Raw genomic sequence first — 12,053 nt, forward strand, 5'->3', positions numbered from 1 at the left:
ATTCCCCCGATGACATTGGAGCAGGCCGCCGCCGTGCCAGATTGGGACAGTCGTCCGGTTTCTCGCATGAGGTCGCAAAGCCCGGGCCGGTCAGCCGCGAATCTTGAATTCGGCGAGAAAGCGAATGCCGAAGAGGGCGAAGAGCATGCCGATCCAGCCAGGATTGGCGCGATCGAACAGAAAGCTCTCGAGCGAATTGAGATAGAGGCTGAACATCCAAATCTGCAGGAAAAGCAATGACACCGCCGGCTCGTCGCCGCGCGCGCAGACGCGACGAACGTCGCGCGCCGGCTGCACGATCAGCGCCGCGAAGGCGAAGGCCAGTCCCGGCAGGCCCATGGCCAGCACTGTGTCGAGATAGCCATTATGGGCATGGGCCGCGTTGCCGGCCCAGATCGTCGTGTCCTCGCCGCCGAAGCGCAGCGCCGCAGTGGCCCAGAATCCGCCGAGCCCATGTCCGAAGATCGGCGTCTCGCCGGCCTTGGGAATGGCGAAGGTCCAAATATCGGTGCGGCCGGTGAAGGAGGCGTCGAGCGGCAGCGCCGCGGCGATCGCGCCGAGCTGCGGGAAGAGAATTGAGCCTATGCCGAAGAAATTCAGCAGCGCCAGCGGCGAGAAGACGATGATCGACCACAGGACGACATTGCGCGTGCGCTCGGCGAGCAGCGAGAGCAAGATCGTCGTGATGCAGATCGCGGTCGAGCTCTTGCCGCCCGAGCAGAGCACGAAGACGAGCGAGAGGACGAAGATCGCCCAGCCCTCGGCCGTGCGGCCGGCGCGCAGCACGAAAATGCCGATGAAGGTCAGCATGGAGAAAACGGCGCTGGCGACATTCTTATGGCCGAACACGCCGCGCCAATCGCCGGCGAGCTGCGGCTCGCCGATGTCGGTCGCCTGATGGATCGTGTAATGCGGCAGGAAGACGAGGCCGAAATAGGAGAGGCCGACGATGATGAGCGCTACGATGCTCAATAGCTTGGCGAGATCGTCGCGGCCGCGCGGCAATAGGAAGAGCGAGAGGCAGCAGGTCCCGACGCAGCCGAACATCACCACGCGCTTCAGCGAGTTGGATATCTCGTGTGAGGTGACGAGCGTCACGCCGATCCAGCCGGCCAGCGCAATATTTGTGGGCGTGGCGAGGGCGGCGAGCGCCGGCCGATCGGTCCGCCAAATATAGAAGAAGGACGCCGCAGCCATCAGGCCGAAGGCGGCGTAGAGCTGAAAGTCGCGGCCTTCCGCCAGCTCCAGCGTCTCGGGCGAAGCGAGATCGGCGAAAGGCGAGAAGGTGATCCAGCCGACGAGCAGAATGGCGCAGAACAGGATTCCGCGGCCGTCGATCTCATCCAGCCCCCCGGCCGAGGAGGCGCTCATATCCGTCATGAGGAATAGCGATAGGGCTGCGGCATCGCGCCGACCGAGGCCAGCAGCCGGCCGACGGCAATGCCGATCGGATGCGTGGCGGCGAGCGGATGCTTGGACTCTCGCAGCATGCGCAGCGCGCGTTGCAGCGAGACCGGGCCGAGCGCGAGATTCTTGGCGATGAGCAGCAGACGCTGGCGCAGGCTGCGCGCCGCGAGGCGATCGATGCTGTAATTGATCGCGCCCGTGGCGAGGCTACGGCGCAGCACCCAGCCGAGCGCGAGCCGGCCCGGCGTCACCTGCTCATAGATCTGCGCCTCCTGGCGCCAGAAGAAGGTGAAGCCGGCGCGGCGGCAGCGCGTGAAGAATTCCGTGTCGCCGCCGCCGAGAAAATTGAATCTCGTATCGAGCGTTGGCTCGGCGAGCCCGTCGAACACCTCGCGCCGCAGCAGGCAATTGCCGGTGCCATAGATGATCGGCACCGGGCCGGTCTCGCCGAAGGCGGGCCAGAACACCGGATGATCGCGGTAGGCGGGCTTCGCCTCCTCCGGGAAGATGGGCGTCACCGGGCCGCCGACGATATCGGCGCCCTGGCGCGCGCTGGCGACCATCTCCTCCAGCCATTGCGGCTCGGCGCGTTCGTCATCGTCGATCATCAAGAAATATTTGGCCGCGGGATAGCGCTCCCGCGCGAGGCGAAAGGCCGCGTTGATCGCATGGACATTGCCTTGGCGCGGCTCCACCGCGGCGAGACCGGAGAGGCGGCCGTCGCGAAAGAAGGATTGCGCCACATCGAGGCCGACTGGCGCGGCCGCGTCATTGTCCACGACGACGACGGCGAAGGCGACTTGCGTCGTCTGCGCTTCGATCGACTCCAGCGTCGTCCGAAGCATTTCGGGACGGCGGAAGGTCGGAATGCAGACGACTGCCTCGACGTGAGAGGCGTCGCCGATGGATTCGAGGAGAGGTCGAGAAATTTGTGTCATTCCAGATTCGTCATCAGGGTGAAGGCGCCGAGCGTCGCCATGGTCAGAGCGCTCGCCATCGCTCTGTGATTGTCGCGGCCGGGATCCGCGTCGCGGGCGGCCGCCTGGAGAAAAAAACTCATCTTCTCCAGCAGCGCCTCTCGCGAGAGCGCGGAAGAGAGCGCGTGATCGGCGCCGTCGATGACGTCGATCTCGACATTGGGGAGATGTCTCAGGAAACGCGCGTCCGGCCCGAAGCAGACGTCCATCACCTCTCTGCCGACGTCATGGTCGCCATGCAGCATGAGGATGCGAACGCCGCGCGCCGCCAGCTTCGAGAAATTGGCTCGCGCCTCGCGCGCCTTGCCATGCGCGAGGCCGAGGCGTTGCGCGAGCGCTCCAGCCAGGGCCGAAGCCTTGCGGCGGAGCAGAGCGGAAGCGATATCGACGAGCTTGCCGAGCGACACCTCGCCATTGGCGACGCGCGCCCAAGCGCGGGCGCTCATCGCCTTGCTGACGTATGTGTGTGTCGCCGCAAAGCCCATCTCGAGCAGCTTCTCGCGCTCTTCGCCCTCGACCTTGCCGAAGACCTGGAGATTGGCGAGCGCGAGGGTCTTCACGCGCGCATCGGCGAGGGCGGCGTAGAGCGCGAGCGCCGCGCCGCTGCACACGCCATAGAGCGTCACATTCTCGAGCCCGCGCATTTCGAGAAAGTCCAGCGCGGCCGAGACATCCTCCGCGCGCGCCGCGTCATAGAGAGCGGCGCGCGGCCCGTTTTCGACGACGGCGGAATCGCCTATGCCGAGCGTGTCCATGCGCAGCGAGGCGAAGCCGAGACGCGTCAGAGCGCGGGCGAAATCGACAGTAGAGCGGCCGCAGCCGATATGGTGATTGGCGCCGGTGTCGAGCATCAGCACCGTCATCTTGGGCTTGCCGCGCGGCAGGCACAGCACGCCGGCGAGCTGTCGATGCTCGCCGAACACGACGCCCCGTTCGATGAAATGCTCTGTGGCGAGCGCGCCTTGCGGCGGCCGAGCGGTCAGCGCCGCGCCCGCGCCCTCGCTGGCGAAGGCGACGACGGCGTCGAGATCCTCGAGCGGCGGCGGCGCCGGCATGGGCGCCGGCGTCAGCGCGCGATAGTCGAGCAGCGCGCGCGTCTCGACAGCGGCGCCGAGCGATTGGAGCCGCTGCAGATAGTCCGGCGCCGGCTTCGCCGCCGGATCGTGCAGCACCAGCACGCGCTGGGCCGGCGCTGCCTCGAGCCGCGTCAGATCGATGCGCTTCACCGCCGCCGCCATGGGCTGGTTGATTGTGAATCCTTCGAGATGAATATCGTCGCCGCTCGTCGCCGCGGCGATGCTCGCCTCCGGCGTCGCGCCGCTCGCCGCCAGAACGCGCGCCATCATCTTGAGCTCGCGCAGATAGGAGGAGCCCTTCACCACGGGCGCGATCTGCGCCAGGCGCTCGACGCCGCCGACCTCGGCCGCGAGCGTCGCGCCGAGACGCAGGCCGACTAGCGCCACCTCGCGCACGCCGATCACCTCGCGCATCCAGCGCACAGCTAAGCGAATCTGCTCGCGCCAGGCGTCGACGATCGCCGGATCGGCAGGATCGCCGAGGGAATCGCCCTCGCCCGGATAATCGAAGCGCAGAGTGGGGAGGCCCGCCGCCGCCAGACGATCGGCGAGCAAACGCCAGGACTGATGCGCGCAGAGACCTTCATAGCCGATGGAGGCGCACATGACGACGCCGCGGTCGCCGTCCGCGTGATGCAGCCAGCCGAAGCTCTCGCCGATCGTCACCGGAGTGGAATTCATATCCTCGACTCGCTCACGCTCACGCATAATCACACCACGCTCAGTTTAAGGCTTTGTTCCGGGGGCCGCGATCTCTTCTCGAGCTCAGGCTTTCGACTCGGTTTCAAATCGGCGCAAAAAACGCCAGCCCGCCGTAAAGAAGAAGAAACCATGCCAGCGTGCATCCCGCCGCCCGCTGGCATGAATCTTCGAGATTTTTGCACGCCGGCCGAATGTGCGTCCCAGAATGGCGCAGCGGCTCCCCGCTAAAGGACAAGGACAGCAGCGCCCATGCTCGCCAGGCAGACCGTCGTCTATTTCGCGGCCAATGTGTTCTCCGCAATCTTCGGCCTGCTCAACACGATCGTGTTCACGCGCGTCTTCGCCGTCGCGGCCTATGGCGATTATCTGCTGGGCTTCGCCTTCGCCACGCTTCTCGCCACTCTGCTCTCGAGCGCGTTGAAGCTCGCCATATTGCGCGAGCAGGCGAAGGGCGACGGCGCCGATATTCGCGGCGCGATCCTCGCGGCAATGGCGTTGCTCGCGCCGGCCGCTCCTTTGTTCTTTTCCGTGGCGCGGATGACGGGCCTCGCCGCGCCGGTCTCGGCGGCCGCCGTTATGCTGGCCTTCGCCGTCACTCTCTATGAGACGAGCCAGGAATCTCTGCGCGCGGCGCAGAAGGCGGTCGATTATCTGCGCGGCACGGTCTATCGCGCGCTGCTGGTCTCGGCGCTCGGCGTCGCTGTCGCTTTCGCGAGCGCCAGCGGAGCGGCGCTGCTGGTCTCATCTTCCATTGCGCTGGTCGCGGCGACGGCGCTGTTCTGGCGCGCTTCCTGGGGCGACGCCCGGCCGAAGCTCGATCGCGCGCGCCTCGTCGAGATCGCCAAGGCCGGCCTGCCTTTCACCTTCTCCATGTCGCTGATGGCGCTGGCGAGCGTCGCCGATCGCTTTCTGCTCGCCGAGCTTTCCGGCGTCGCCGACGCCGGCCGGTACGGCGCCAGCGTCGATCTCGTGCGGCAGGCGCTCATCATTCCGGCGATCAGCGTCTCCACCGCCTTCGTCCCCATGGCCGTGCGGCTGCTGGCCGAGCGTGGCGAGGCGGAGGCGCGCCGCCATCTGGAAAAATCAATGGAGCTGCTGCTCGCCGTGGCGCTGCCGGCCTGCGTCGGCTTCGCGCTCGTCTCGCCGCAGATCGCCGATCTCGTGCTCGGGCCGGAGTTTCGCGAGACCGGGAGCTGGGCTATGCCCATTCTGGCGATGGCGGTGGTGTTCCAGATTCTGACGCAGCAATATCTGCACACGAGCTTTCTGCTCTCCAACCGCAACAGCTTCTATCTGATCAATACGGGCTCGATCCTCGCCTTCAATCTCATCGTCTCGGCGCTGCTGATCTATCGCTTCGGCCTCGCCGGCGCGGTGTGGGGGCGGCTCGCAGCCGAAATGTTCGGCTGCGCGCAAGCCTATGCGCTGAGCCGCGCCGCTTTCGCCATGCCGCTGCCGTTCGGCCGGCTCGCGCTCGTCGGCGCTGCGACGGCGGTGATGGCGGCCACAGTCCACATGCTTTCGGCGAAGGTCTCGGCGCTGCCGCCGGCGCTCGCGCTCATCCTATTGGTGGGCGCTGGCGTCGCCGCCTATGCGCCGATCGCTCTCGCCTTCGATCTCGCGGAAGCGCGCGCGCTCATCGGCGGCGTGGCGCGGCGCCTCGGCGCGCGCGCCTGTCGAAGCGAAGCCGCTTAGCCCTCACCAATTATAATAGGGGCGGGCGCAGACATTCACCCAGCCGCCACGGCGCGGCGACCATCGATAGCAACGGCTATAGCTGCTGCGGCCGCTGTAGTAGCGCGGTTGTCCCCAGCCGCCCCCGCCGCCATGAGCCCAGCCTCCTCCGCCATGGCCCCCGCCGCCGTGGCCCCAGCCACCGCCGCCGTGTCCGCCCCCTCCTCCGCCGTGTCCAAAGCCGCCCCCGCCATGTCCTCCACCGCCGTGTCCGTTGAAGCCATGCGCGGCGTCTGAAAAGAGAAGAGCCGGGCTCGCCGCGAGCGCCATCGTCGTCGCCAGAGCGAGAATGTTCCGCTTGTTCATGGCTGTCTCCTTTCGCTCGGGCATTCGCTTTCGTCGACGCCGAGGTCCGAGCGAGCGCAAGAGTGAAGAGACGGCTTACAGTAGGAAGGCCGTATCGGCTGGGAAGATGGAAAGCGAAAAATTTGTCCGCGAGGTCGCGTAGCTCTCGCCTCCGCGCCGAGACCTCGCGAGCAGAGCTCGAGAGAGCGCCGGCTAGAACACGAAATTCGCGAACAGCCGCACATTGGCGCCGGGCATCGGAACCTCGTCCTTCTTATAGGAGACGCTGTTGCGTATGTCGGCGTTCAGAAGATTGTCGCCGACGATTCCGACGCTCATCTCGCGCGCGGGGAACTCGCCCTTGGGCAGCGTGACCTTATAGCTGATCTCGGCTTTCAGCAGATTATAGCCCTTGGTCGGCGTCTCTGCGATTTGCGCGATATTGTTCTGCCCGAAAGCGTGCAGATAGCTGACGCGCGCCAGCCAATTGGAGTCGCGCCAGAACAATCCGCCGCCGACGCGCACGGGCGGAATGCGCGGCACATTGGTCCCATCCGAGAAAGTCGCGCGCACCACGTCGAATTTATTTTCGACGCCGAGGATTCCGCCGGCGATCTGCAGCGCGTCCCATTGGCTCTGGAATTCGCCGCCGCGGAAATTGGCGTCGCGCTGCGAATAGAGCGCCTGATTGAGAGGGCCGCCGGCGCCGGCCGGCGAGCAGCTGTCGAAATCATCCGCGCAAGTCTCGCCGGAGAGGCGGCGATAGATGAAGCCGTCGAAATGCGTGTAGAAAAACGTCGCCTCGAAGCGGAAAGGCCCTTTGGCGCGGCGCAGGCCGACCTCCACCGTGTTCGCCGCTTCTATTCCGAGCAGCGGATTGCCGATGTCGAAAGTTCCCGTCGCGTCATGGACGCCGTGCGAGAACAATTCCGGCCCCCGCGGCGCGCGCTCGACATGCTGCGCCGTCACGCTCCCGACTGTGTCGAAAGGCAGATCGTGCAGCAGGCCGACGGCGATGCTCTTGGGCGTGAAATGCCGATCATATTGGAAGGAGGTCGTCGGATCGAGGAAGAGATCGGGCGTCTGGCCCGTCGCCTCGACGCTCTCGATGCGGCCGGCGACCTGCAGGCGCAGCGCTTGGGTGAGCTGGAATTCGTTGAACAGATAGAAGGCGATGCTGTGCGAGTCGGTGGGATCGAAGAGATTGCCGCCGGCGCCGGGCGCGGTGAGCCGCTGATGCGCGCCCTGCACGCCGAATGCGGTGGTGAGCTTGGCGAAGCGCAGATCGAAGGGCGCGAGCTGCGCCTCGATCCGCGCCTCCTGCTCCTGATTGGTGAAGGTCTGCTGTATGCCCTCGGCGCCGCCCTCGAGGCCGATTTCGTGATGATTGTAATCACTCGCGCCGGCCCAGAGGCGAATGGCCTCGATGAAGGACGCGGGCGGCCGATATTCGCCTTTCACCGCCACTTTCGTCTGGCGCAGCTGGATGCGCGTGCGGCTCTCCGTCGAATCCATGCCGGGGATGCGATAGACGCTCTCGAATTGCGTGACCGAGGCGCCGAAAAAGCCGCGATCGAAGATGTAGGAGCCGCCGGCCGACCAGCCGCCGGAGCGCATGAAGGAATTGGGCTGGCGTCCGAAGACGAGCGGCGCCGGATCGGTCGGCGCGAGATAAGGGTAGGAGGGAATTGCGTAATTGCTCGTGCGGCGGCCGTGAGCGTCGGCGTGCAGAGCAAAATTGCCCTGGCCGACGTCGACCAGCGCCGCCTGCTCCAGCCCGGCGTCGACCGTCGAGACCGCGCTGCGCGTCTCCAGCCGTGTGCAGGGGCCGGGGAGAGTCTCGTCGCCGCGGCAGGGCAGGGCCTCGGGAATGCGGTTGTTGGTGGCGTTGACCACGCCGCCGATCGCCTGCGAGCCCCAGCGCAATGTGGCCGGGCCGCGCACCACCTCGACGCGATCGGCGCCGAGCGGATCGAGCGGCACGCCATGATCCTCGCCGAGCTCGGAGACACCGCTGGAGCCGAGGCCGTTCTCTTGAATGCGGACGCGATGCGCGTCGAGGCCGCGCATGATCGGCCGGCTGGCGGCGCCGGGCGCGAAGCTGGAGCCGGTGATTCCCGGCTTGTCGAAGAGGAGATCGCCGAGCGTCGCGCCGCCGGAGCGGCGAATCTCGTCCGAATCGACGACTGTCACAGTGGCGAATTGATCCGCGACTATGGGGAGAACGCCGCGCGTCTCTGGCGCGGCGGGCTGGGCCGTCGCCGGCGCGCGTCGAATCGGGCTCGGCGCGGCGATGTCGATCTCGGGCAGCGCCTCCTGCGCGCCCGCCGGGCCGGAGCCGAGCGCCGCCAAGAGAATTCCGCCCGATAGAGTGAGGCGGATAGAAGAGTTTTCCATGAATCTCGTCCCCGAGAGCATATGTTATAACATAACGTCGATAATGCGCCGGGAGCTCGGCCATTGTCAATCTGCTGCGCTGCGGCGCGCGACGAATAGGCGCAGAGGGCTTGATCGCGGAGCCGAAATCGGGCATAGGCTGCGCCCACGAGGCGCTGGGCGGTGATCCCGGCTACATGTAATTTTGCCCGGGGATCGACCGATGAAAGTCCGCAATTCGCTGAAGTCTCTACGTGCGCGTCACCGCGACAACCAGCTCGTGCGCCGCAAAGGCCGCGTCTATGTCATCAATAAGGTGCAGAAGCGCTTCAAGGCCCGCCAGGGCTGACGAACCGCCCGCTTCGCCCTGAATTTACCGACGCGTCGCCCTCGAGCGGCGCGTTTTTCGTTTCTCAGGCGCCCATCAGCGCCAGAATATGCGCCGCGGCCGAGCGGCCGAGAGCCGTGAGGTCGTAGCCGCCCTCGAGCAGAGAGACGACGCGCCCATCGGCGCTACGTAGCGAGGCGTCGATGATGCGCTTGGTCGCCTCGCTATAGTCGCGCTCGGTAAAGCGCAGGCCGCCGAGCGGATCGTCCCTGTGGCCGTCGAAGCCGGCCGAGATCAGCACCAGATCGGGCGCGAAATCTTTGAGCCGCGGCAGGATGCGCGTCGTCAGCGCCTCGACGAAATCATCGCCCGTCGCCCCCGCGAAGAGCGGGGCGTTGACGATCTGGTCGAACTCGCCGGTCTCGCTCGTCGCCCCCGTGCCGGGATAATAAGGCGCCTGATGGGTGGAGCAGAACAGAACCTGCCGATCCGCCCAGAACACTTCCTGCGTCCCATTGCCGTGATGAACGTCGAAATCGACGATGGCGACGCGCTCCGCGGCATGGGCGGCGATCGCATGGCGCGCGGCGATGGCGACATTGTTGAAAATGCAGAAGCCCATGGGCGTGGTCGGCCCGGCGTGATGGCCGGGCGGGCGCACGCAGACGAAGGCGCTGTCCGCCGCCCCTTTCATCACCTCGTCCACGGCCGCGGTCGCGCCGCCGGCCGCATGAAACGCCGCCTCGAGCGAATCGGGACACATCAGCGTGTCGGGATCGAGCGCGACGAGCCCCTCGCGCGGCGCGGCTTTCTCGATCGCGCGCAAATGGCTCTCGGGATGGACGCGCAGCAGGGCGGCGCGCTGAGCGGCGGGCGCCGAGACGCGGATGAGATGCTGGAACCGCTCGGCCTCGAGCTCGCGCTCTATGGCGCGCAGCCGCTCGGGCTGCTCGGGATGGCCCGCGCCCATATTATGCGCGAGGCCGCTCTCATGTGTGAAGAACAGGGTCCTCGTCATGGCCAGCCGCTCTCGACTCTCGCTAAAGAAGTCGCCCTGCCAAAGAAGTCGAGGCCCTTGTAGCACGCCGCCGCGCCGGGAGGGCGCCGGAAAAATTCTCAAAAAAGCGCATCGGACCGTCCGCCGCCGTTGCGTTGCGGCAACAGGTCGGGAATTATTGCGAACCGATGTTTCCGTTCAGTAAGTTTATGGTAAGCAAATTCCTAAATAGATGCTTCGGGCGTTGAGAAAGGGCGCGTTCATGGATTCGAGGCAGGGTTTCGTCGCGGTCGTTCTCGCTGTCTCGCTCGCTGGCTGTAACGCCGCGTTCGGGCCGCGCTTGCCGGATCCGCAGCTCAGCGGACGCGACGCACAATTCATGGCTCTGGTGCCCACGGCGGATGTCGGCGCGGCCTATGAGCGATATCTCGTGGACTTCAAGACGAGCGAGGCGCCGGGGTCCATCGTCGTCGATACGAAGAATAAATTCCTCTATCTCGTGGAGGCGAACGGCAAGGCGATCCGCTATGGCGTCGCCACCGGGCAGGAAGCCTATGGCTGGACCGGCCGCGCTGTGATCGGCGGCATGCAGGAATGGCCGCGCTGGATTCCGCCCAAGGACATGCTGGAGCGCTGGCCGCATCTGCAGCCGACGGCGGACGCCGGCGGCCTGCCCGGCGGCCCGGACAATCCGCTCGGAGCCCGCGCTCTCTATCTCTTCGAGAATGGCAAGGACACGCTCTACCGCATTCACGGCACCAATGAGCCGGAGAAGATCGGCCAGAGCGTCTCCTCCGGCTGCATCCGCATGCGCGACATAGACGCGATCGACCTCTACAGCCGCGTCAAGGTCGGCGCGAATGTCGTGGTGATCTGAGGGCTTTCTTCTCCCTCTCCCCGCGAGCGGGGAGAGGGGTTTTTCCGTCAGTCCAACGGCTCCACCGCCACGATCTCTATTCCAAAGCCCGAGAGGCCCACATAGGTGCGCGGCTTGGGCTTAGAGGTGCGCAAGCGGATCGAGGTGACGCCCAGATCCTTCAAAATCTGCGCGCCGAGGCCGACGTCCAGCCATTGCGCCGTGCGCGCCTCCTCCGAGCTGCTGTCCGAGACGACCGGATTGACCGGAACGCCGGCGGCGCCGTCGCGCAGATAGACCAGCACGCCGCGTCCTTCCGCCGCGAAACGCTCCATGGTGCGGCGGATCGCATCCGCGCCGCCGAACACGTCGGCGATGATATCGGCGCGATGCAGCCGCGCCGGCACGCCTTTGCCGTCGCCGATCTGCCCGACGACGAAGGCGAAATGCTGCACCGGATCGAAGGCGCTGACATAGGCGTAGCAGGTGGCCTCGCCGGCGAAGGTTTTGACCGGAAAGCTGGCGACGCGCTCCACCAGCTTCTCGCGCGCCTGTCGATGGGCGATGAGATCGGCGGTGGAGATCATCTTCAGCCCATGGGCCGCGGCGAAATCGACGATCTGCTTGCCGGCCATCACCGTGCCGTCGTCATTGGCGAGCTCGCAAATGACGCCCACTGGCGGCAGGCCGGCGAGACGGCAGAGATCGACGGCCGCCTCCGTATGGCCGGAGCGCATCAGCACGCCGCCGTCCTTGGCGATGAGCGGGAAGACATGGCCGGGCCGCACGAAATCATGCGGGCCGCGATTGCCATTGGCGAGCGCGCGCACCGTATTGCAGCGCTGCTCGGCGGAAATGCCGGTGGTGAGCCCCTCGCGCGCGTCCACGCTGACGGTGAAGGCGGTGCCGAGCGGCGCGTCATTGGCGGCGACCATGGGCGCGAGATGCAGCCGCCGCGCCTCCTCCAGCGTTAGCGGCGCGCAGACGATGCCGCAGCAATGGCGGATGATGAAGGCCATTTTTTCAGGCGTGCAGAGCGAGGCGGCGATGATGAGGTCGCCCTCGTTCTCGCGATCGTCGTCATCGGTGACGACGACGATCTCGCCGCGCCCGATCGCCTCTATGGCCTCGGTGACGGAATGGGACAAGACGGGCTCCGCTGTTCCCGGCGCATTGGGCCGGCGCGGCTGTTCTACTCCCGCGCCCCAGCGGATTCAAACTCTAGCGCGCTTTCCGATCGAACGATTTCGTTCGATCGATCAGAATTCGCGCCCAACGAGAGAAGCTAGAGCGCTATCCGATCCAATTGGATCGG

The 12,053-nt window shown here is 66.2% G+C and carries 10 protein-coding genes; 3 read left to right on the plus strand and 7 right to left on the minus strand.

The genetic code is table 11. The features are described from left to right. Window positions 1-90: 90 nt before the first annotated feature. From METLW3_RS0104650 to METLW3_RS0104660, 3 genes are read right to left on the minus strand one after another with little or no spacing between them, the layout of a single operon-like run. The gene (locus METLW3_RS0104650; RefSeq protein ID WP_026597826.1) at window positions 91-1,380 is read right to left on the minus strand and encodes an O-antigen ligase; all 1,290 of its coding nucleotides are present in this window, start codon (window positions 1,378-1,380) and stop codon (window positions 91-93) included. Beyond that, window positions 1,377-2,345 carry a glycosyltransferase family 2 protein gene (locus METLW3_RS25120; RefSeq protein ID WP_051465376.1) on the minus strand — a complete coding sequence of 323 codons (969 nt, stop codon included), beginning with the start codon at window positions 2,343-2,345 and terminating at the stop codon, window positions 1,377-1,379. The genes METLW3_RS0104650 and METLW3_RS25120 overlap by 4 nt, the downstream gene beginning before the upstream one ends. Then, window positions 2,342-4,141, minus strand: coding sequence for a hypothetical protein (locus METLW3_RS0104660; RefSeq protein WP_024878812.1), 1,800 nt, complete (start codon window positions 4,139-4,141; stop codon window positions 2,342-2,344). Before METLW3_RS0104660 ends, METLW3_RS25120 begins: the two co-directional genes overlap by 4 nt. Window positions 4,142-4,411: 270 nt before the next feature. On the opposite strand from METLW3_RS0104660, the gene METLW3_RS0104665 reads away from it, so the two are divergent. Beyond that, entirely contained in the window at window positions 4,412-5,857 is a 1,446-nt protein-coding gene (locus METLW3_RS0104665; protein ID WP_024878813.1) for a polysaccharide biosynthesis C-terminal domain-containing protein, read from the plus strand. A 3-nt stretch (window positions 5,858-5,860) separates the two neighbouring features. Here the strand turns inward: METLW3_RS0104665 and METLW3_RS28095 are convergent, their stop codons facing one another. Together METLW3_RS28095 and METLW3_RS0104675 are read right to left on the minus strand one after the other, a co-directional pair. Further along, entirely contained in the window at window positions 5,861-6,202 is a 342-nt protein-coding gene (locus tag METLW3_RS28095) for a hypothetical protein (protein WP_157516517.1), read from the minus strand. 192 nt (window positions 6,203-6,394) lie between these two features. Further along, the gene (locus METLW3_RS0104675) at window positions 6,395-8,578 is read right to left on the minus strand and encodes a TonB-dependent receptor (protein WP_024878815.1); all 2,184 of its coding nucleotides are present in this window, start codon (window positions 8,576-8,578) and stop codon (window positions 6,395-6,397) included. Window positions 8,579-8,780: 202 nt separating this feature from the next. Here METLW3_RS0104675 and ykgO point away from each other — a divergent pair, with 202 nt between their 5' ends. Next, entirely contained in the window at window positions 8,781-8,906 is a 126-nt protein-coding gene (gene ykgO, locus METLW3_RS0104680; RefSeq protein ID WP_024878816.1) for a type B 50S ribosomal protein L36, read from the plus strand. A 64-nt stretch (window positions 8,907-8,970) separates the two neighbouring features. On the opposite strand, the gene METLW3_RS0104685 is transcribed toward ykgO, so the two are convergent. Beyond that, on the minus strand, window positions 8,971-9,903 hold the full coding sequence (locus METLW3_RS0104685) for a histone deacetylase family protein (RefSeq protein WP_024878817.1): 933 nt from the start codon (window positions 9,901-9,903) through the stop codon (window positions 8,971-8,973). Window positions 9,904-10,144: 241 nt separating this feature from the next. Between METLW3_RS0104685 and METLW3_RS0104690 the strand changes: the two genes are divergently transcribed. Beyond that, entirely contained in the window at window positions 10,145-10,759 is a 615-nt protein-coding gene (locus tag METLW3_RS0104690; RefSeq protein WP_024878818.1) for a L,D-transpeptidase, read from the plus strand. Between the two features lie 47 nt (window positions 10,760-10,806). On the opposite strand, the gene ribB is transcribed toward METLW3_RS0104690, so the two are convergent. Next, window positions 10,807-11,886, minus strand: a complete 1,080-nt coding sequence (gene ribB / locus METLW3_RS0104695; protein ID WP_024878819.1) for a 3,4-dihydroxy-2-butanone-4-phosphate synthase — start codon at window positions 11,884-11,886, stop codon at window positions 10,807-10,809. Between the last annotated feature and the right edge of the window lie 167 nt (window positions 11,887-12,053).

Origin of the sequence: Methylosinus sp. LW3 (genome assembly GCF_000527115.1) — a bacterium.
In the GTDB taxonomy this organism is placed as follows: Bacteria; Pseudomonadota; Alphaproteobacteria; order Rhizobiales; family Beijerinckiaceae; genus Methylosinus.